The 20,650-nt window shown below is 65.7% G+C and carries 16 protein-coding genes; 8 read left to right on the plus strand and 8 right to left on the minus strand.

What is annotated here, in order from left to right:
- Positions 1-74: 74 nt before the first annotated feature.
- Positions 75-932: an NAD(P)-dependent oxidoreductase gene (locus tag IVA78_RS02230; RefSeq protein WP_247419455.1), complete on the plus strand. Its 858-nt coding sequence runs from the start codon at positions 75-77 to the stop codon at positions 930-932.
- Between the two features lie 28 nt (positions 933-960).
- On the opposite strand, the gene IVA78_RS02235 is transcribed toward IVA78_RS02230, so the two are convergent.
- The gene (locus IVA78_RS02235; RefSeq protein WP_247419458.1) at positions 961-1,482 is read right to left on the minus strand and encodes an AAA family ATPase; all 522 of its coding nucleotides are present in this window, start codon (positions 1,480-1,482) and stop codon (positions 961-963) included.
- A gap of 225 nt (positions 1,483-1,707) precedes the next feature.
- The gene (recG, locus tag IVA78_RS02240) at positions 1,708-3,816 is read right to left on the minus strand and encodes an ATP-dependent DNA helicase RecG (protein ID WP_247419460.1); all 2,109 of its coding nucleotides are present in this window, start codon (positions 3,814-3,816) and stop codon (positions 1,708-1,710) included.
- Between the two features lie 189 nt (positions 3,817-4,005).
- Here recG and IVA78_RS02245 point away from each other — a divergent pair, with 189 nt between their 5' ends.
- Both IVA78_RS02245 and mfd read left to right on the plus strand, forming a co-directional pair.
- Positions 4,006-4,296 carry a succinate dehydrogenase assembly factor 2 gene (locus IVA78_RS02245; protein ID WP_247275659.1) on the plus strand — a complete coding sequence of 97 codons (291 nt, stop codon included), beginning with the start codon at positions 4,006-4,008 and terminating at the stop codon, positions 4,294-4,296.
- Entirely contained in the window at positions 4,293-7,811 is a 3,519-nt protein-coding gene (gene mfd / locus IVA78_RS02250; RefSeq protein WP_247419462.1) for a transcription-repair coupling factor, read from the plus strand. The genes IVA78_RS02245 and mfd overlap by 4 nt, the downstream gene beginning before the upstream one ends.
- 167 nt (positions 7,812-7,978) lie before the next feature.
- Here the strand turns inward: mfd and IVA78_RS02255 are convergent, their stop codons facing one another.
- The 3 genes from IVA78_RS02255 to IVA78_RS02265 all read right to left on the minus strand — a co-directional run bounded on the left by IVA78_RS02255 (position 7,979) and on the right by IVA78_RS02265 (position 12,650).
- Complete coding sequence (locus IVA78_RS02255; protein WP_247419463.1) at positions 7,979-9,202, minus strand: GGDEF domain-containing protein; 1,224 nt, start codon at positions 9,200-9,202, stop codon at positions 7,979-7,981.
- A gap of 84 nt (positions 9,203-9,286) precedes the next feature.
- Positions 9,287-10,789: a class I adenylate-forming enzyme family protein gene (locus tag IVA78_RS02260; protein ID WP_247419464.1), complete on the minus strand. Its 1,503-nt coding sequence runs from the start codon at positions 10,787-10,789 to the stop codon at positions 9,287-9,289.
- A 4-nt stretch (positions 10,790-10,793) separates the two neighbouring features.
- On the minus strand, positions 10,794-12,650 hold the full coding sequence (locus IVA78_RS02265) for an extracellular solute-binding protein (RefSeq protein WP_247419707.1): 1,857 nt from the start codon (positions 12,648-12,650) through the stop codon (positions 10,794-10,796).
- Between the two features lie 261 nt (positions 12,651-12,911).
- On the opposite strand from IVA78_RS02265, the gene IVA78_RS02270 reads away from it, so the two are divergent.
- Positions 12,912-13,733 carry an invasion associated locus B family protein gene (locus tag IVA78_RS02270; protein ID WP_247464045.1) on the plus strand — a complete coding sequence of 274 codons (822 nt, stop codon included), beginning with the start codon at positions 12,912-12,914 and terminating at the stop codon, positions 13,731-13,733.
- A gap of 77 nt (positions 13,734-13,810) precedes the next feature.
- On the opposite strand, the gene hspQ is transcribed toward IVA78_RS02270, so the two are convergent.
- Complete coding sequence (hspQ, locus tag IVA78_RS02275; RefSeq protein WP_008564941.1) at positions 13,811-14,143, minus strand: heat shock protein HspQ; 333 nt, start codon at positions 14,141-14,143, stop codon at positions 13,811-13,813.
- Positions 14,144-14,248: 105 nt separating this feature from the next.
- Here hspQ and IVA78_RS02280 point away from each other — a divergent pair, with 105 nt between their 5' ends.
- A complete protein-coding gene (locus IVA78_RS02280) occupies positions 14,249-15,202 on the plus strand; it encodes an AEC family transporter (RefSeq protein WP_247275654.1) in 954 nt (317 codons plus the stop codon).
- A 6-nt stretch (positions 15,203-15,208) separates the two neighbouring features.
- Here IVA78_RS02280 and IVA78_RS02285 read toward each other — a convergent pair whose 3' ends face one another.
- Positions 15,209-16,393 carry a UbiH/UbiF family hydroxylase gene (locus IVA78_RS02285; protein ID WP_247275653.1) on the minus strand — a complete coding sequence of 395 codons (1,185 nt, stop codon included), beginning with the start codon at positions 16,391-16,393 and terminating at the stop codon, positions 15,209-15,211.
- An 86-nt stretch (positions 16,394-16,479) separates the two neighbouring features.
- On the opposite strand from IVA78_RS02285, the gene pcsA reads away from it, so the two are divergent.
- The 3 genes from pcsA to IVA78_RS02300 all read left to right on the plus strand — a co-directional run bounded on the left by pcsA (position 16,480) and on the right by IVA78_RS02300 (position 19,028).
- Complete coding sequence (pcsA, locus tag IVA78_RS02290; protein WP_247275652.1) at positions 16,480-17,247, plus strand: phosphatidylcholine synthase; 768 nt, start codon at positions 16,480-16,482, stop codon at positions 17,245-17,247.
- Positions 17,244-17,978, plus strand: coding sequence for a TerC family protein (locus IVA78_RS02295; RefSeq protein ID WP_247275651.1), 735 nt, complete (start codon positions 17,244-17,246; stop codon positions 17,976-17,978). Before pcsA ends, IVA78_RS02295 begins: the two co-directional genes overlap by 4 nt.
- Positions 17,979-18,053: 75 nt before the next feature.
- The gene (locus IVA78_RS02300) at positions 18,054-19,028 is read left to right on the plus strand and encodes a quinone oxidoreductase (RefSeq protein WP_247275650.1); all 975 of its coding nucleotides are present in this window, start codon (positions 18,054-18,056) and stop codon (positions 19,026-19,028) included.
- A 152-nt stretch (positions 19,029-19,180) separates the two neighbouring features.
- Here the strand turns inward: IVA78_RS02300 and IVA78_RS02305 are convergent, their stop codons facing one another.
- Positions 19,181-20,377, minus strand: coding sequence for an acetylornithine transaminase (locus IVA78_RS02305; protein WP_247275649.1), 1,197 nt, complete (start codon positions 20,375-20,377; stop codon positions 19,181-19,183).
- Between the last annotated feature and the right edge of the window lie 273 nt (positions 20,378-20,650).

A 20,650-nucleotide genomic window follows, 5' to 3' on the forward strand; every position in this document is an offset into this window, starting at 1 on the left:
ACGCGGGCGTTCGCGTCCTCTGCTACTGTCCGGTCGACTGAGCGTATCGTTCGGAATTCGACCTGGAGTGCATGATGTCCAAAACCATTGCGATCCTCGCGCCCGGTGCCATGGGCAGTGCCGTGGCTCGCCGCCTCGGCGAGAATGGCGCACGCGTGCTGACGTCCCTGAAAGGGCGAAGTGAAGCCACCCTGAAGCGCGCGGCGGACGCTGGCATGGTCGGCGCCGAGGACGACGCGCTTGCTGAAGCCGATATCATCCTCTCGATCGTGCCTCCGGGCGAAGCAGTGGCGCTGGCTGAACGGCTGGCCGCGCTGATCGTCCGGCGCGAGAAGAAGCCGGTTGTGGTCGACTGCAACGCCGTCAATGTCGACACCGTGCAAAGGATCGCGGAGATCATCGGCTCGGCGCAGGCGCCATTCGTCGATGCCGGCATCATCGGCTTTCCGCCGCAGCCGGGGGGCAAGAGCCCGGCCTTCTACATGTCCGGCGAGTACGCCAAGGACGTCGCCGTTCTGAACGACCTTGGTCTCGACGTGCGGATCGTTGAAGGCCCGGTCGGCGCAGCCTCTGCGCTCAAGATGTCCTACGCCGGGATCGTCAAGGGTCTCGCCGGCATCGGCTCGGCCATGGTAATCGCGGCAACGAAAGCGGGCGCGGCCGAGGCGCTGCGCGACGAGCTCGCGCTCAGCCAACCCGCGATCCTGGCTCGGCTCGAGATCGCGCTGCCCGACATGATCCCGAAAGCCTATCGCTGGGTCGCGGAAATGCGGGAGATTTCCGGATTCCTCGGCCCCGATCATCCGGCCAGCCAGATCTACGAGGGTTTTGCGCGGTGGTTCGAGCATCTCGCGGAGGACGCGAAGGGCGAGGCGGCGGATGCGGAGCTGTTGAAGTCGTTCGCCGCGCGCATCGCGCAGAAGAAATCCTGATCGCCTGATCTCACGTCACCACAATCATTCACTCGCCGTGCGCTGAAACGGATTCCAGAAAACCCTGGATATCCCGGTCGCGTCTCAGGCGCACGACCGGGACATCAGGGCCATATTGAATGCGCTCGGCCTCGATGGCGGGCACGCGCTCCGTGTTGTAGCGCCACGCCTCTTTCATCAGTTTCCAGTCGAACTGTTCCGGACATCCCTCGGGCAAATCGGGCCGTGCGGTAGCGCGATCGAAAGCCGAGCGCCAGAGAATGCGCCATTGGCAAAGCCAGCGCGGACGGTCGATAACGACCAGCGTATCGGCGCGCGCGAGCGTGAGATCGAAGGCCAGCCCCGAGAAGCTGCCGTCGACGACCCACGCATCGCCCGCGATTGCCTCAGCGACGCGCGAGCGAAAGTTTGCCTTGTCGGATGGCTTCCAGCCCGACCGCCAGTAGAGCACGTCGAGATGGACCACCGGCAGATCGAGCTTCTGCCCGAGATTTCGGGACAGGCTTGTTTTTCCGCTTCCCTGGGAGCCAACGACGATGATCCGGCGCATGGCCGAAGGTTTTCACGAAAACGCTCGCAACGAAAGATAGCACTCTTGGCCAAGACCGAGGCGGCCGCATCCTTCGCTCCCGCGAGACGATTGGTTGAGATGCGCAGGTCTGTGTCCACGCCGTCATTGCGAGCGCAGGGAAGCAATCCAGAGTCCCTCCGCGGCAAGATTCTGGATTGCTTCGCTGCGCTCGCAATGACGGGGAGGAGGCGTCCCGGCTGTAGCTCAGCCCGCTCCGATCAGCGGAATCGCCTCGTCCCGCTCATACAGATACAGCAGGCACCGCAACGCTTCGCCGCGCTCGCCCTTCAGCTTCGGATCGTCCTTCAGGATGCGCAGCGCCTCGTCGCGCGCCTGGGTGATGAGCTGGCCATGGACTTCCGAACGCGCGATGCGATAGCCGGGCAGGCCGCTCTGGCGCACGCCCAGCACGTCGCCTTCGCCGCGCAGCTTTAAATCTTCCTCGGCGATGCGGAAGCCGTCGGTGGTTTCGCGGATCACCTTCAGCCGCGCCTTCGACATCTCGCCGAGCGGCTCCGAATACAGCAGCAGGCAGGTCGAGGCTTCCGAGCCGCGCCCGATCCGGCCGCGCAGCTGATGCAATTGGGCAAGACCAAATCGTTCGGCGTTCTCGACTACCATGATGGTCGCGGCCGGCACGTCGACGCCGACTTCGACCACGGTGGTCGCGACCAGAAGCCCGATCTCGTGGGCGGCGAACTTGCCCATAACGCGGTCCTTCTCGGTGCCCTTCATCTGGCCGTGGACGAGGCCGACGCGCTCACCGAAGCGTTTTTGCAGGCTTTGGAAACGCTTCGTCGCGTTGGTCAGGTGCTCGGTGCCCTCGGCCTCGGATTCCTCGACCAGCGGGCAGATCCAGTAGACCAGCTTGCCGGATTGGAGCGCGCGGCCGATGCCGTCCATGACCTCCTCGATTCGGCTCATCGGCACCGCGCGGGTGTCGATTGGCTGGCGGCCGGCTGGCTTTTCGCGCAGCTCGGAGATGTCCATGTCGCCGAAATAGGTCAGCACCAGCGTGCGCGGGATCGGCGTTGCACTCAGCACCAGCACATCGACGGATTCGCCCTTCGAGGTCAGCGCGAGGCGTTCGCGCACGCCAAAGCGGTGCTGCTCGTCGACGATGGCGAGCGCGAGGTCCTTGAAGATGACATCGTCCTGGATCAGCGCATGCGTGCCGACGAGGAGGTTGATCTCGCCGGCTTCAAGCTGCGCCAACAACTCCCGACGCTCCTTGCCCTTTTCGCGGCCGGTGAGGATCGCAACCCGCATGCCGGCGCGCTCGGCGAGCGGGGCGATGGTCTTGATGTGCTGGCGCGCCAGGATCTCGGTCGGGGCCATCAGCGCGGCCTGCTTGCCGACCTCGGCGACCGCGGTGGCAGCTAACAGCGCCACTACGGTCTTGCCGGATCCGACGTCGCCCTGGAGCAGGCGCAGCATGCGCACGGGCTGTTTCAGGTCCTCGGCGATGGCCGCAGCAGCGCTGCGCTGCGACGGCGTGAGCGCGTAGGGCAGGGCGTCGATGATGTTGTTGCGCAGGTGCCCGTCGCCGGCATTGCGCACGCCGGCGGGGCGGCGCAATTGCGCGCGGATCAGGGCGAGTGCGAGCTGGCCGGCGAGCAGTTCGTCGAAGGCGAGACGCGACCAGAACGGCTGGTCCGGCAGGACGTCGGTGAGCTCGACCGGCTGGTGCACGCGCGTGAGCGCCTCGGTAACCGGAGGAAAATTGCAGCGGCGCATCACCTCCGGACTGATCCACTCCGGCAGGGCTGGCAGCTTTTGAAGGGCCTGCGCGATCGCGCGGCGCAGCGAGCCGAGCGCGAGGCCCTCGGTCAGCGGATACACCGGATCGATGCCAGAGAGCTTTGCAATCGCCTCTTCGTCGAGCACGCGATCGGGATGCACGATCTGCGGGATGCCGTCATACATCTGCAGCGTGCCGGAGACGTAGCGCTTCTCGCCTACCGGCAGCAGCTTTTCGACATAGCCGGGCTTGGCGCGGAAGAAGGTCAGCACGACCTCTCCGGTGTCGTCGCTGGCGTACACGAGATAGGGCGCGCGCGCGTTGCGCGGCGGGGGCGGGCGATGGCGGTCGACGGTGACCTCCAGCGTCACCATGGTTCCCTGGACGGCGTCGCGGATTTTTGGCCGGGTCCGGCGGTCGATGACGTGGCTCGGCAGGTGCAGCAGCAGATCGACCAGCCGCGGCGTCTCGTTGCGGCTGAGCAGGTACTGCAACAGCTTGTCTTGCTTCGGACCGACGCCGGGCAGGCTGGTCACGGGAGCAAACAGCGGATTGAGCAGACTGGGGCGCATTCTCGCAACAATCGTCACGCGGGCTCAACCCGCGCATCCATCTATTCAAGAGGATGGATTGCCGGGTCAAGCCCGGCAATGACGACCACAAACAATTGCAACAACAAAGGGCTGACACGGCCGGTCCGAGTGGCTATATCCACCCCGCCCGGCACGTCCGGGCTTTCTGCGTTTGACTGGATTTGAGACATGACGGGAACGACACGATCGAGCAGCGGGCTCGACGACCGCCGCAAGCGGCTTCTGTTCCGCTGCTGGCACCGCGGCACGCGCGAGATGGACCTGATCCTCGGCCGCTTTGCGGATGCCGAGATCGGCAATTTGTCCGAGCCTGAATTGATCGAGCTCGAGCGCTTGCTCGAGGTCAACGATCCCGATCTCTATGCCGCGGTCACCGGCGACAAGGTGCTTCCGGCCGATGTCCCCGGCGCGCTGTTTGCCCGCATCAAGGCATTCCCGATCGCGGACGGCGACGCATGAAGCAGGGCATGAAATCACCGGCCGAGCTGCTGACGCCCGGCCGCGCGCTGACGCTTGCCAATGTCGCCGAGGGCGCCGAAGGCCTCGTCGTCTCCGATCTCGCCCGTGCCATCGCGGCGCGGCCGAAGAAGCCGGCGGTCAGCCTTGCGGTGGTCTGCCGCGACGGTCCGCGCATGCAGCAGCTCGAACGGGCACTGCAATTCTTCGCGCCCGATCTGCCGGTGCTGACCTTCCCGGCCTGGGACTGTCAGCCCTATGACCGCGTCTCGCCGCATGGCGGCATTTTGGCGCAACGCCTGACAACGCTGGCGCGGCTGGCTGCGCTCGCCGGCAGCGACAAGCCGCTGATCGTGCTGACCACGGTGAACGCCGTGGTGCAGCGCGTGCCTGCGCGCGACCTCGTCGCGGCGCAGGCGCTGTCGGTTGCGCCAGGCAACGTGGTGCCGATGGACACCATCGTCGCCTGGCTCGAGCACAACGGCTACAACCGCTCCTCGACCGTGCGCGAGCCTGGTGAATACGCCGTGCGCGGCGGCATCCTGGACCTGTTTCCGGCCGGCCTCGACCAGCCCGTGCGCTTCGACTTCTTCGGCGACAGCCTGGAATCGATCCGCTCGTTCGACGCCGAGACCCAGCGCACGCTGCTCGACATGCGCGCGCTCGACCTCGTGCCAATCTCGGAATTTCAGCTCGTCACCGATACCATCCGCCGTTTCCGCATGGGCTATGTCGCCGAGTTCGGCGCGCCCGAGCGCGACGACGCGCTGTACGAGGCGGTCAGTGAAGGCCGCCGCCATCCCGGCATGGAGCACTGGCTTCCGCTGTTCCAGGACCGGATGGACACGCTGTTCGACTATCTGCAAGGCGCGGCGGTCGCGATCGAGCCGCAGGCCGAGGATGCCGTCCGCGAGCGCTTCAAGCAGGTCCTCGACTATTACGAGGCCAGACGCGAGGCGCTGGAGCATCCCGGTGGCGGCGCCATCTACAAGCCGCTGCCACCCGACCGGCTCTATCTGACCGAGGAGGAGTGGGGCAAACGCCTCGGCGACGTCCCGGTGGCGCGGCTGACGCCGTTCTCCGTGCCGACCGACGGCACGAGTGTCGTCGATGCCGGCGCGCGCAAGGGCCGCGACTTCGCGCCGGAACGCAATGACACCACCGTCAATGTGTTCGAGTCCGTCGTCGCGCATGTGATGGCCTTGCAGGCCCAGCGCAAGAAGGTCGTGATCGCGCTGTGGACCGAAGGCTCGCGCGACCGCATGACCTCGATGCTGCGCGACCACAAGCTGGCCCACACAACCAGCGTCAACAGCTGGCGGACGGTGCAGGCGACGCCGCGAAACGAGACCATGCTCGCCGTGCTCGGCCTCGAAAGCGGCTTCGAGACCGACGAGATCGCACTGATCAGCGAGCAGGACATCCTCGGCGACCGTCTGGTGCGGCCGCGCAAGGCGAGCCGCAAGCTCGACAATTTCATCTCGGAAGTGACGAGCCTCGCCGCCGGCGACATCGTCGTCCACGTCGATCACGGCATCGGCCGCTTTATCGGCCTGCAGACCCTCGACGTCGCGGGCGCGCCGCACGACTGTCTCGAGCTGCATTATGCCGCCGAGACCAAGCTGTTCCTCCCTGTCGAGAACATCGAGCTGTTGTCGCGCTACGGCTCCGACCAGACCACCGTCGAGCTCGACCGCCTCGGCGGTTCGGGCTGGCAGACTCGCAAGGCCAAGCTGAAGAACCGCATCCGCGAGATCGCTGGCGAGCTGATCAAGATCGCGGCCGAACGCATGCTGCACGAGGCGCCGAAGCTGCCGGTGCAGCAGGGCCTCTACGACGAGTTCTGCGCGCGCTTTCCCTATGACGAGACCGAGGACCAGCTGGGCGCGATCGAGTCCACCCTGAAGGACCTCGAAAAGGGCCGCCCGATGGATCGCCTGATCTGCGGCGACGTCGGCTTCGGCAAGACCGAGGTGGCGCTGCGCGCGGCCTTCGCCGTGGCACTCGACGGCAAGCAGGTCGCGGTCGTGGTGCCGACCACGCTGCTCGCCCGTCAGCACCACAAGACTTTCTCCGAGCGGTTCAAGGGTTTTCCGGTCAACGTGGCGCAGGCCTCACGCCTCGTCCCGACCAAGCAGCTTAACCAGGTCAAGAAGGGCCTCGCCGACGGCTCCGTCGACATCGTCGTCGGCACCCATGCGCTGCTCGGCAAGGCGATCAAATTTCGCGACCTCGGCCTGCTCATCGTCGACGAGGAGCAGCATTTCGGTGTCAGCCACAAGGAGCGGCTGAAGGCGCTTCGGGCCGAGGTGCACGTGCTGACGTTATCGGCGACCCCGATTCCGCGCACGCTGCAATTGGCGCTCACCGGCGTGCGCGAACTCTCGATCATCGCCTCGCCCCCGGTCGATCGGCTCGCGGTCCGCACCTTCGTCGCCCCGCACGATCCCTTGATGATCCGCGAGGCGCTGTTGCGCGAGCGTTATCGCGGCGGCCAGGCGTTCTACGTGGTGCCGCGCATCGACGACCTCGCCGAGGTCAAGGATTTCCTCGACAAGAACGTGCCGGAGATGAAGGTCGCGGTCGCGCACGGCCAGATGCCGCCCGCCGTGATCGAGGACATCATGACGGCATTCTACGACGGCAAGTTCGACATCCTGCTGTCGACCACGATCGTGGAATCCGGCCTCGATATCCCCAACGCCAACACGCTGATCGTGCACCGCGCGGACATGTTTGGTCTGGCCCAGCTCTACCAGCTCCGTGGCCGCGTCGGCCGCTCCAAGCTGCGGGCGTACGCGCTGTTCACGCTGCCGGCGCAGCAGAAGATCACCGCGCAGGCCGAGCGCCGGCTCACCGTGCTGCAATCGCTGGAGACCCTCGGCGCAGGCTTCCAGCTTGCCTCGCACGATCTCGACATCCGCGGCGCCGGAAACTTGCTCGGCGAGGAGCAGTCCGGCCACATCAAGGAGGTCGGCTTCGAGCTCTATCAATCGATGCTGGAGGAGGCGATCGTCAACCTCAAGGCCGGCGTCTCCGAACCCGCCGCCGACCGCTGGTCGCCATCGATCACGATCGGCATGCCCGTGCTCATTCCGGAGGACTATGTCAACGACCTCTCGGTGCGGCTGTCCCTGTATCGGCGCCTCGCCGATCTCGACACCGAGGAGGAGATCGAGAATTTTGGCGCCGAGATGCGCGACCGCTTCGGCGTCTTGCCCGACGAGGTCCGCTATCTGTTCAAGGTCGCCGCGATCAAGGCGTTCTGCCGCCGGGCCAATGTCGAGAAGATCGATGCAGGTCCCAAGGGCGCCGTCATCGCCTTCCGCGACAATTCCTTCGCCTATCCCGATCGCCTGGTGACGTTCATCCGCAGCCACGGCCAGGCCGCGAAGGTGCGGCCCGACATGAAGGTGGTGTTCCTCCAGGACTGGGAGACGCCCGAAGAGCGTCTCGCCGGCACCACGGAGATCATGCGCCAGCTGGCGCAGCTCGCGCAGAGCAGGAAGGCGGCGTGAACCTCCGGCCTCTCCGCGTCATTGCGAGGAGCCCTTGCGACGAAGCAATCCAGAATCGTTCCGTGGAGAGAGCCTTGGATTGCTTCGCGGAGCCTGTCATCGGGCCGCGCTTCGCGCGGACGCGTTGGCTCGCAATGATGGTGCTTGTTGAAGGCGCTCGCTAAAAACTACGACGCCGCCCGCGACGCATCGGCGGAGAGCCGCCCAAGGAGCGAGCGCGCCGTATCCGATGCCGACAGCGAATCCACGCTGACCACGGGATCGCTGCGCATCTCGTGCTTGCCGTTCGCGGTGTGCCGCATCACCGCCGACAGACGACGCGCGATCATATGGGCGGTGCGGAAGTCGGTCTCTGCGAACACCACGATCACCGAACCGTCCTTCTGCGCCGCGCCAAAATCCATCTGCCGCATCAGGCGACTGAGGATCCGCGCGGCATCGAGCTGGGCACGGGGATTATTGGGATCGAAGGCGAAACGGGCAACAGAGAGGCCGCCGCCGCGGGCCAAGGTCTGTTCGACCGCCTTGGCAAAATCTCGGGCGAAGGCTTCCACGGTGAGTAGGCCGCTGCGTGGATCGATCCAGCCGCCGGCATCGATCGAGCGCAGCGTGCGGCTCAGCTGTGCTTCCATCGCATGCTGGCGGATCAGTGGCAGTGCATTGGCGGCGACCTTCACCGGCTCGCCGGAGATCAGCTCGAGATTGGGCAGATCGTAACTTTGCGCGAGCTGGTGTGCGGTGACGACGACGGGCAGGCTACGGAAGCGGGTGTCCTCGGCGAGCACCGTCAGGAAGGCATCGGTGACGCGCGCCGTAAAGCCTTCGGCGAGCACGACGCCATCGAGGTCGCGGGTGTTGAGATGCTTGGCGGCGGCTTCGATCGAGAGCGCGCCGATGACGCCGATGCGTTCGCCGAGCGCGACCGACAGCGCAGGATAGGCCGCGCCGCGGCCGATCAGGAGCACGGTGGCATCGCGTGCGGGATCGGCCGCGGGCAACGGGACCGTCGCTTCCGGCAGCCGGCGCAGCACGGTGGCGTGAAGGGTGCGCACACGCAGCGCGGCGCGGAGCCGCGCGATCAGGCGGTCGGGATTGCCGCCGCGTGAGGCGAAGGGCAGGGCGTTGTGCGGCAGCGTGCCCGCGGCATCCATGGCTACGAAGGGAAGGTAGGGTGACTGGCTCGCAATCTTCTTCGCGAGCGGAGCCATGTGCGGCTCGTGTCCGGCATGCATCGCCGCGAGAACGGCGGCCGGCTGCACCTGCTCGACCGCGCGTGCGGCGCTGGCCCAGTCGGTGTCGACCACGGGAAAGAGCCGGGCCTCGTCCAGCGCCGCAATGAAGGGCGGCCGTTCGGCATTGGACACAAACAGGATCGGGCCCGCCTGGGACATTGCAAACTCTGATCACGCGACAGATGCCGCACAATCTAGTTTGGCTGCCTTAATGCAGCGTCAACGGAACGGGTGGAACTGGGCCTAGACCTGCCCCGAGCGGTCACGAAAAGCCTCGACCATCAGGGGGTTGAGCCCGAGCTCGCTGAGCGCCTCGCGGGCGCGGGCATTGTCGTGGGCCCGGCCTGCCAGCCGATGGCCGGAGAGGCGGTCGGGCAGGGCGGTGAGCAGGGCACCCTGACCGAGGCGGCGAGCCCATTCTTGGAGATCGTTGGAGAGGAAGCGGTAGCCGCCGACGGCCATGATGCCGGAGGGCGGCGCGGTGATGCAGATTGCGCCGCTCGGACGGTCGAGCCGCGCGGCATAGCCGGTATCGACATAGTCGCGCGGCGGCTGCGCGACCAGCGTGTCGCCGACCGGCTGCGGCGGCGCGTAGGCTGCGATCGGCACCATCGGCCCGCGCAGGCCGAGCGTGCCCTTCGGGGTCAGCAGGATCTCGCCCGCGATGGAGGAGCCGGACTGCTCGCGCGGGGCGCCGTGCGGCCCCGGCATCACCGCGACAGGCATGCCGTCCTCGCCGCGGCGGGCGCCGAACAGGCCAGCCTCGCCGAACAGATAGACATCCGTCAGCCGCGCATGCGGCGCTATCCAGGCATCGCTTGCGGCGACCTGCTCGGGCGCGCGCCAGAGGCCGATGACGTTGCGCAAGGTCGGCATCCGCGCGGCGAGATCGGAATCGCCGAGGCGTAGCGCGAGCTGGGCAGGCGCGATCAGCACCTCGCATTTGTGCTGGTTGATCTGCTGCTCCAGCACCTCGCTCTCGAAGGGATGATGCAGCGCCAGCGTGCCGCCCGAGAGCAGCCAGACCGCCAGCGAAGAGGCTAGCCCCGCGAACGACATCGGCGCGAACGCCGCCATCACGGTCGCGCCCTGCTTGACGTCGGCCTCGAGCGACATCGCGAGGCCACCGGCGATCAGGCTGAAATGCGGCCGCGGCACCGGGCGAAAACCTTCCGCGGTGACGTCGAAAGAGATCATCGCCGCCTTGCGGCCGTCCTGGATCACGGTGCGCGTGCTGCCGGGCGGGCGGGCCAGCACGTCGTCGAGCGAAGCCATGCCCTCGGGCAGATCGGTGCCGAAGCCGCAGACGTGACGGATCGAGAATGCTTCTGCCGCTGCTTGCATCGCCAGGTCGGCATAGCTGACGCCATCGACCGTGCTCATGGTGACGATGGCGCGCGCCGCGGTGCGGTTGAGCGCGGCGGTCAGTTCCGCATGCCGCCACAGCAGCGGCAGCACGGCGACGACGAGGCCCGCGCGGTGGGCGGCGAGCACCGTCAGCACGAATTCGACCGTGTTGGGCAGCTGGATCGCGATGACGGAATTGGCCGGCAGGCCGGATTCGACGAAATGCGCCGACAGCGCCTCGATCGCCGTATCGGCCTCGGCGTAGCTCATCCGCCGCGGCTGGTGCCCGGTCACGTGCGTCTTGTTGAGGGGATCGAGCAGAGCCGGCGCGTGCGGCTGCCGGGTCAGCGTGCGCTGAAACAGCGTGTCGAGCGTCGGCGATATTGCTGGCTGGTTCACGGCGTCACTTTGCTTGATGGGCTTCCGGCTGCCCCTTCGACCACCAGGTCTCCGGCAGATAGCCGGACAGCGAAGTGGCCTTCGGCCGTTCTATCCGATTCCAGCGCGCGATCCATTGCTCGGATACGTTAAACAAGGGGATTGTGTAGAAGCCCGCGACCAAGGCGCGGTCGAGCGCGCGCACCGCCGAGACGAAATCCGCATGTTCACGGGCCTCCAGCAGAGCGGCGATCATGGCATCGACGGCGGGATCCCTGGCGCCCATGTAGTTGCGGGTCCCCGGATTGTCGGCGGCAGCGCTGCCCCAATAGAAATACTGCTCGTTGCCGGGCGACAGCGACTGGTCCCAGCGGTTCTGGATCATGTCGAACTCGTAAGCGAGTCGGCGCTGATCGAACTGCACGGGATCGACCGAGCGCACGGTCGGCTCGATGCCGGCGCGCTTGAGGTCGCGCTGGAAGGCGAGCGCGATGCGCTCCTGGTCGCGGGTTGTGACCATGATCTCGAAGGTGAAGGGCGCCTTGGTCGCGCGGTTGCGCAGCACGGTTCCGTCGAGATCGTAGCCGGCCTCCGACAACAGTTTCAGCGCGGCGCGCAGTGTCGCGCGGTCGCGACCCGAGCCGTCGGTGACCGGCAGGCGGTAGCTGCCGTCCATGATGTCGGGCGGGATCCCGGCGGCGAAGGGTTTCAGCAGCTCACGCTCACGCGCATCCGCAGGCCGGCCGTAGGCCGATAGTTCCGAGCCGGCGAAATAGCCGGCGACGCGCGAATAGAGGCCGAAGAAATAATTGCGGTTGACCAACTCGAAATCGAACAGCAGCGTCAGCGCCTTGCGTACGCGGATGTCGGCGAAGATCGGTCGGCGGGTGTTGAACACCAGGAATTCGGAAGGCTGCGGCACCCCCGGCTTGACGGTATCGCGGATCACTTCACCGCTTCGTGCAGCGGGAAAATCATAGCCGTCGTGCCAGCGCAGCGGCTCGTGCTCGACACGGAAATCATAGAGGCCGCGCTTGAAGGCCTCGAACTGGCCGTTGGCCTCGCGAAAATAGTCGAGCCTGATCTCGTCGAAATTGTAGAACCCGCGATTGATCGGCAAATCACGGCCCCAATAGTCGGGATTGCGGGTCAGCGTCACGCTGGCGCCGGGCCTCACCGCCGTGACGCGATAGGGGCCCGAGCCGATCGGGCCCGTCAGCGTTGTCTCCTCGAAGCTGGCGAGGTCCACCGCATGCTTGGGCAGGATTGGCATCAGGCCGAGGATCAGTGGCAACTCGCGGTCATTGGCGCCAGAGAGGTCGAAGCGGACGGTGAGGGGGTCGGGCGCCTCGGCCTTTGCGACCTTGGCGTAATATTGCCGGTGATTGGGACGGCCGTGGTCGCGCAGGAGTTGCCAGGAGAACAGCACGTCTTCAGCCAGCACGGGTTTGCCGTCGGAGAAGTGGGCGCGCGGATCGAGGTGGAACGTGACAAAGGTCCTGTCGTCGTTGGTTTCGACGGTCCTGGCGAGCAGGCCATAAAGCGTGAACGGCTCGTCCTGGCCGCGCGCGAGCAGGCTCTCGACCACGTAGCTCCGCACCTGCTGCACGGCCAACCCCTTCACGATGAAAGGATTGAGGCTGTCGAAGGTGCCGAGAACGCCCCACGTCATGCGTCCGCCTTTGGGGGCATCCGGATTGACGTAGGGCATGTGGGTGAAATCGGCAGGTATCGCCGGCTTGCCGTGCATGGCAATGGCATGGGCTTCCTCGGCACACGCGCCGCCTGCCGACAATCCGACGGAGAGGGCCAAAACGAGGGCCGGGGCGAGACGGCAAAGGCGGAGTCCGGGGCCCTCGAAGAGGCGCTGGAACATGAACATCGGCACACGTTGATTCGAGGACCGGCAGGCCTGAATCCTATCACAGGGAATTTCCCCTGGGCGCAGCTGTGGGTGTGGCCAAAGATGGCTGTCGGCATTGATCTTTTCGTCGGCCACGTTAAGAAGGCGGTCAATCGCGCAAGAGCGCCGAGCCCGTCACTTATCCGCCTCAATTGACGGGAAGAGAGCCGCGCCCAAGGCGGCCAGGTTCGGCGCTTCGGAGCGGTTCGGGCACTTCCCGTTCAGAAAGGGTTTTCCGCAATGAATTTCCGTTACTTGGCCGCGTCCGTCCGGCCGCGCGGGCGACTTCTCGCCCTGTTGACGGCGACGGCGTTGGCCGTTCCGTTTGCCGCTGAGGCCCAAGCTCCCGCACCAGCTCCTGGCGCGCCCGCGCCCAAGGCGACTCCGGCCCCGAAAGCGGCGCCGAAGGCTGCCCCCAAGGCTCCGGCGCCGGCGGCCTCACCGCAGGCCCAGCAGGCTCCGGCGCAGAGCGGCCAGCAGCAGGGCGCAGCCCAGCCGGCCGATCAGCAGATCCAGCTGATCTATGCCCCCTGGACCAAGTTCTGCCTGAAGGGCCAGGACGCCAACGCCAAGCAGGTCTGCTTCACCGGCAAGGACGGCCGCATCGAGTCGGGCCAGCCGGTCATCGCCGCCGTGATCATCGAGCCCGAAGGCGAACCCAAGAAGATTCTGCGTGTGACGCTGCCGCTCGGCATGCAGCTCGTGCACGGCACCCGCATCATCGTGGACAGCAACGCGCCGCTGCAGCAGCCCTACGTGATCTGCTTCCAGAACGGCTGCATGTCCGATTACGAGGCCACGCCCGAGCTCATCAACAGCATGAAGAAGGGCCAGAACCTCGTTGTCCAGGCGATCAATGCCAACGGCGCGCCGCTGACCCTGCCGCTGCCGCTCGCCGGCGAATTCCAGAAGGCCTATGACGGTCCGCCGACCGACCCGAAGGTGTTCGAGGAAACCCAGAAGAAGCTTCAGGAAGAGCTTCAGAAGAAGGCGGAGGAGCAGCGCAAGAAGCTCGAGCAGCAGGGCATGCCTCCCGGCACAGCTGCGGCTGGTCAGAAGTAATCGGGACCACATCCCAAACACGAAAAAGGCGCTCGGTTTGAGCGCCTTTTTTGCGGGCCGCTTGCTGGCGGCGAATTTCAGTTCAGCGACGGATTGCGCGGGCGATAGCCGCCGGCTTTGTCCTTGATGAAGATCTCGGCAACCTGTGAATGCCGGACCGGCTCGCCGGAATCGTCGGGCAACAGATTCTGCTCCGAGACATAGGCGACGTATTCCGATTCCGCGTTCTCCGCGAGCAGGTGATAGAACGGCTGGTCCTTGTGGGGCCGCACCTCCTCGGGAATCGAGAGCCACCACTCCTCGGTGTTGTTGAATTCCGGATCGATGTCGAAGATCACGCCCCGGAACGAGAAGATCCGGTGGCGCACGACCTGTCCGATCTGGAATTTGGCGGTCCGCGCTTTAATCATCCCCCGTCGATAGACCAGGATTGTGGCCGATGCTAGTGGCGTCACCGGAATTAACCTTCGCGTCAGGGACGGGTAGCCCCCAAGTCTTCAGAAAACACTTCATCAATGCTCAATATCCTCAATCTGGCTCTGCCTTATTTCGGCTTGATCTTCGTCGGATTCGCGTGCGGCAAGGCCAAGTCCCTGCCGGAATCGGGCCTCGCCTGGATGAACTTCTTCCTGCTTTACGTCTCGCTGCCAGCGCTGCTGTTCGCGATCATGTCGAAGACGCCGTTTGCGGAGCTGAATAATCCACCGTTCCTGATCGCGACCACGCTGGCGACGGTTGCGGCGTTCACGCTCGCGCTGGTCGCCGGCAAGGTTCTCGGCCGGCTGACGCTGCGCGAGGCGACGCTTGCGGGCCTCTCCGGCGGCTACGGCAATATCGGTTATATGGGGCCGGGCCTGGCGCTCGCAGTGCTTGGGCCGAAGGCATCGGCGCCAACCGCGCTGATCTTCTGCTGCGACAGCATCTTCCTGTTCACGATCGTGCCGCTCTTGATCGAGTTGTCCGACCGCGACCATCCCTCGCTCGTCCACGCCTTCGGCGTCGTGCTGAAGCAGATCGTGCTCAACCCGCTGATCATGTCGGCCTGTTTTGGTGCAGCGGTTGCAGCGCTGCATATCGAGCTGCCGGTTGCGCTCGACCGCACCATCACCTTCCTCCAGAACGCAGCTGCGCCGACCGCGCTGTTCGTGCTCGGCGTGACCGTGGCGCTGCGCCCATTCGACCGCGTGCCTTGGGAGGTGCCGGGCGTGATCGCGGTCAAGCTCCTGATCCATCCGCTCACGGCATTCGGCCTGATGCTGGCGTTCGGTCCGTTTGCGCAGCCCTGGGCCGCGACCGCTGTACTGATGGCTTCACTGCCACCGGCCCTGAACGTGTTCGTGATCGCTCGGCAGAACGATGCCTGGATCGAATCCGCCTCCGTTGCGGTACTGCTCGGCACCTTCGCATCGGTGGTCACGCTGACCAGCGTGATGTGGGCGATCCAGAGCGGCCGGCTGGCGCTCCCGTGAGGCGGCTTACCTTCGCCATGTCGGCGCCAGGCCCTCGCGCATCGCAAAGCGACGGAGCGGGCCGATGGCGCCGAGCAGGCGCATGCCAACGGCGCGGACCGGCTGCAGCGGCAGGAAATCGTTGAGCAGGGAGCGGTTGGCGATGTCGATCGCAAAGGTCCGGCTCAAGACGTCCGGACGCCGCGCCCGGTCGTAGCGCTTGAGCACGTCGCTCGCGCCCGGATCCCGGCCCGCTGCGAGGGCCTCGCCCGCGACCCGGGCGATGTCGGCGGCATCGCGCAGGCCGAGATTAAGGCCCTGGGCGCCGATCGGGGGAACCACATGGGCCGCTTCTCCGACGAGCGCGATACGGTCACGGCCGAAGGATCTTGGACGCTCGATCGCCAGCGGGAACAGGTTGCGGCCGGGCTCGACCGTCATGCGTCCCAGAATCGAATGCGACTGCTTCTCGATCGCGGCGGACAACTCCTCGTCGCTCAGGCCGCGAAGCCGCTCGGCCTCCGCCGGCGCCGCGACCCAGACGATGCTGGAGCGATCGCCGGGCAGGGGCACGAACACGCAAGGACCGTGCGGCGTGTGGAACTCGGTCGAGACATTGCGATGCGGCCGTGCATGGCAGACGTTGAAGGTCAGTGCGGTTTGCGTCAGCTCACGCCGCATCACCGCGATGCCGGCAGCCTCGCGGCATAGCGAATGCCGACCATCGGCGCCGACCACGAGCCGGGCCGAGAGGAATTGTGCCGCGGCCGTGCGAATGGCGACCGCGTCGGCTTCGATCAAGACGCTTTCCGCCTCGTCGTCGCAACGGACGAGGTGGGGGAGTTCGGCCGCGCGTTCTTCGAGCGCCAGCATCAGCGAACGATTGTCGATGTTGTAGCCGAACGCGTCGAGACCGATTTCGTGACAGGAGAAGCGGACCTCCGGGGCACGGAAAAGCCGGCCGGTGTCGTCGACGAGGCGCATCACCTCGAGCGCGGCCGCCTTTTCCTTGCAGTGCGACCAGACGCCGAGGCTCTCCAGAAGATCGACGGAGGCCCCCAACAGTGCGGTGGTGCGGTTGTCTGCATAGGGCACGCGGCGCGCCACCAGCGCGGTCCGCGCACCCGCCTGCGCCAACGCGATCGCCGCTGCAAGTCCTGCCGGTCCGCCGCCGATCACGGCGGCGTCATGGAGTGTCGATGCGTCTGTCATGGAAGGACAATTGACACGCCCCGCGGCAAATTCAAGCCCGCTGATTTTGCCTGATTTTATGACGAATTGTGCAACGGCGCGCCGCAATGGCGGATGTGCAAATCGGTCTCATTCTGGTAGCAGAAGCCATGGACAGCCAAGAGGATTCCCTGAAGCCCAGCCCCGCGATCCGCGCCGCGGCGTTCTCGGTCCACATCTTCACCGCGTTCGGTGCGGCGATCGCGCTGCTGGCGATGCTGGAGGCCGTGCGCGAGCACTGGGCAGCGATGTTTCAGTGGCTGGGCGTTGCCCTGATCATCGACGCGATCGACGGTCCGATCGCGCGCCGGCTCGACGTCAAGAAGGTGCAGCCGAACTGGTCGGGTGACGTGCTCGATCTCGTGGTCGACTTCGTCACCTATGTCTTCGTGCCGGCTTACGCGATCGTGGCCAGCGGGCTGTTGCTGCCGGTCGCAGCTCCCTTGCTCGGCGTCGCCATCATCGTCACCAGCGCATTATATTTCGCCGATCTGCGCATGAAGGCGGACGACAATCATTTCCGCGGCTTCCCGGCACTGTGGAATGCGGCGGCGTTCTATTTGTTCCTGCTGCACTGGCCGCCGCTCTGGTCGACGTTGCTGGTCGCCGTGCTCGTGGTGCTGACCTTCGTGCCGTTTCACGTGCTGCATCCGGTCCGCGTCGTGCGGCTGCGCTGGCTGACGATGTCGTTGATCGCTATCTGGGCGCTGCTCGGCCTCTATGTGCTGCAGATGGATTTCCGCGTCGGCACCGGCGTGACAATAGTGCTTTGTGCCATCGCGCTCTGGATCAGCTTCAGCGATGCCCTGATACGACTGGTGAGATCCTTCGCATGATCGATCTCCTCACCAGTCCCGAAGCCTGGGCTGCGCTGCTGACATTGACGGCGCTCGAGATCGTGCTCGGCATCGACAACGTCATCTTCCTGTCGGTGATCGTCTCGCGCATTCCGGAGAAGCAGGCGCATCGCGCCCGCCAGATCGGGCTGGCGCTGGCGCTGCTGTTCCGCATCGTCCTGCTCAGCCTCCTGGTCTGGCTGATCGGGCTGACCGCGCCGGTGTTCGCCGTCAAGGGTTACGACTTCTCCTGGCGCGATCTCATCCTGATCGCCGGCGGCCTGTTCCTGATCGCCAAGGCGACGCACGAGATTCACGGCGAGGTCGAAGCCGATGACGGCGAGGGCGACGAGAAGTCCGCCGGCAACGCCTTCTTCTGGGTGATCGTCCAGATCGTGATCATCGATGTCGTGTTCTCGCTGGACTCGATCATCACCGCGATCGGCATGGCGCAGGACATCGAGATCATGATCGCGGCCGTCGTGATCGCCTGCCTGATCATGTACATTTCGTCGGGGCCGGTGTCGCGATTCGTCGCGGAGCATCCGACCACCAAGATGCTGGCGCTGGCATTCCTGGTGCTGATCGGCGTCGCGCTGGTCGCGGACGGATTCCAATTCCACATTCCGCGCGGCTACATCTATTTTGCGATTGCGTTCTCGGCGGCGGTCGAATTCTTCAACGTGCTGGCCAAGCGCAACCGCAGGAAAGCCGGCACGCCGTCCGTCTAGCCGTTCCTAACTGGGTCGAGTTGACAAGGCGGGCGCGATGCCGTTCGCTGAGCCGCGAGAAGAGGAGGTCAGGTGATGACCAAAGCCGTCCGTGTGCACAAGGTCGGAGGCCCCGAAGCCCTGGTCTATGAGAGCGTCGACGTGCCGGCGCCCGGGCCCGGCGAGGTGCGCATCCGCCAGCACGCGGTCGGCCTGAACTTCATCGACGTCTATTACCGTACCGGCCTCTACAAGGCGCCGGGATTGCCTTTCATCGCCGGCAACGAGGCCTCGGGTGAGGTCGTCGCGGTGGGACCGGGCGTCACCAATTTCCATCCCGGCGACCGCGTGGCCTATTATCACAATCTCGGCGCCTATACCGGCGAGCGCAACATCCCCTGGGAGAAGCTGGTCAAGCTGCCCGACCACATCACCCACGAGCAGGGCGCCGTGCTGATGCTGAAGGGGCTCACGGTCTGGTATCTCCTGCACAAGACCTTCAAGGTCGAGCCGCATCATCGCGTGCTGATCCACGCAGCCGCCGGCGGCATCGGCTTGCTTGCCTGCCAATGGGCGAGGGCGCTCGGGGCCCACGTCATCGGCACGGTGGGTTCGCGCGAGAAGGCCGAGCTTGCGGAGGCCAATGGCTGCGACCACGTTATCCTCTACAACGAGGAAGACTTCGTCGCGCGCGTCAAGCAGATCAGCCGCAACGAGGGTTGCGACGTGGTCTATGACGGCGTCGGCAAAGCGACCTTCCCGGGCTCGCTGTCCTGCCTGAAGCCGCGCGGCATGTTCGTCTCGTTCGGCAATGCCTCCGGTCCCGTGCCGCCGTTCTCGATCGCCGAGCTCAACAATCACGGCTCGCTGTTTGCGACGCGGCCGAAGCTCAACGACTATGTCGGCAAGCGCTCGGAATTGCTGGAAGGCGCCGACACGCTGTTCGCCGCCGTCATCAATGGCAAGCTGCACGTGCCGATCAACCACGCCTACGCGCTCAAGGACGCCGCGAAGGCGCATATCGAGCTGGAAAGCCGCAGGACGACGGGCGCGTCGATCTTGAAGCCGTAGTTTCTTCCGTCATCACCTGCTCCGGGGTCCCGGACAAGCTGCAGCGCGCAAGCGCTGCGGCGTAGATGCGCACCATGCAGAGAGATGGGGCCCCGGCTCTGCAGCGCATCGCCGAAGGGGCGCTGCGCTGCGTCCGGGGCACGAGACGTGTTTTACGCCACCCGCCGTGCCGCGCCGGCCTTGGTCAGAATCGCGTCGAGACAATCGATCATCTCGGCGATCTCAGCCCGCGTGACGTTCAGCGCCGGCATGAAGCGCAGCGTGTCGACCTGCGGCGCGTTCAGGAGCACGCCGGCCTCGAACGCCTGCGCGACGATCCCCGGCGCGATCGGCAGCTTGAGGTCGAGCGCCAGCAGCAAGCCTCGGCCCCGCACGCCGCCAAGCCCGTGCCGGGCCGAGACTTTCTGCAGCTCGCTTTCGAGCAGCAGCCCGGTCTCGATGACCGACTTCAAAAAGTTCGGCTTGCTGACCGCTTCCAGCACCGCAAGCCCCGCCGCGCACATGATCGGGTTGCCATTGAACGTGCCGCCCTGATCGCCATGCGCGAAGCAGGAGGCGCGTTCGGCCGCAAGCAGGGCGGCGAGCGGCACGCCGCCGCCGATACCTTTGCCGAGCGTCATGATGTCGGGCGAGATCCCGGTGTGCTCGTGGTGGAAAAGTTTTCCGGTCCGGCCCATGCCGGTCTGGATCTCGTCGAAGATCAGCAGAAGACCGTGCGACTCGGTGAGCGCGCGCAGCTCTTGCAGGAACTGATCACTCGCCGGCCACACGCCGGACTCGCCCTGGATCGGCTCGAGCATCACAGCGACGGTGTTGTCGTTGATCAGCTTCTCGACGGAGGCAATGTCGTTGAGCTTGGCCTTCTTGAAGCCAGCGACTTTTGGCTCGAACAGCGGCTCGAACGCCTTCTTGCCCGAGGCCGACATCGTCGCCAGCGTCCTTCCGTGGAAGCTGCCTTCGAAGCTGATGATCTCGAACGCACCGCCCTTGTGGAGGCTGCCGTATTTCCGCGCCAGCTTGATGGCGCCCTCGTTGGCTTCCGCGCCTGAATTGGCGAAGAACACCTGGTCGAAAGCGCTGCCTTCGACCAGAGCCTGGGCGAGCCTGAGGCTCGGCTCATTGTAGAAGGCCGGGCTGGGCGTCAGCAGCCGCTTGGCCTGCGCGGCGAGCGCATCGACGATCGCAGGCGGCGAATGGCCGAGGCAGTTCACGGCCCAGCCCTGCACGAAATCGAGATAGCGCTTGCGGCTGTCGTCCCAGAGATAGGAGCCGGCGCCCCGGACGAACACGGCCTTGGGTCGTGCCGTGATGTCCATCAGCGCGTCATACGGATGGGTGGCGGTGGTCATGTCGAACTCCTCTGGAGGCGGATGGAAAAGACGCGCGAAAGCAAGAAGGCCGCACTTTGCGGGTGCGGCCTTCTCGAAAACTCTGCTGAATTCAGGCGATCAGCGGCGTCGTCGGACATGGCGCAACCCATCATCGTCGCGGGTGCGACGACGGAAAGCTGCGCGGCGGTGGGTCCGAGAGTTGATCATGGGGCGCGTCCGTACAGCCGAACGGCTGGACTTGTCAAGCAGACGTTCTAAAAAAACACGCGCCTGGCGTGTATCGGTCAGGTA

It is taken from the genome of Bradyrhizobium sp. 137, from assembly GCF_023074095.1.
Classification (GTDB): Bacteria; Pseudomonadota; Alphaproteobacteria; order Rhizobiales; family Xanthobacteraceae; genus Bradyrhizobium.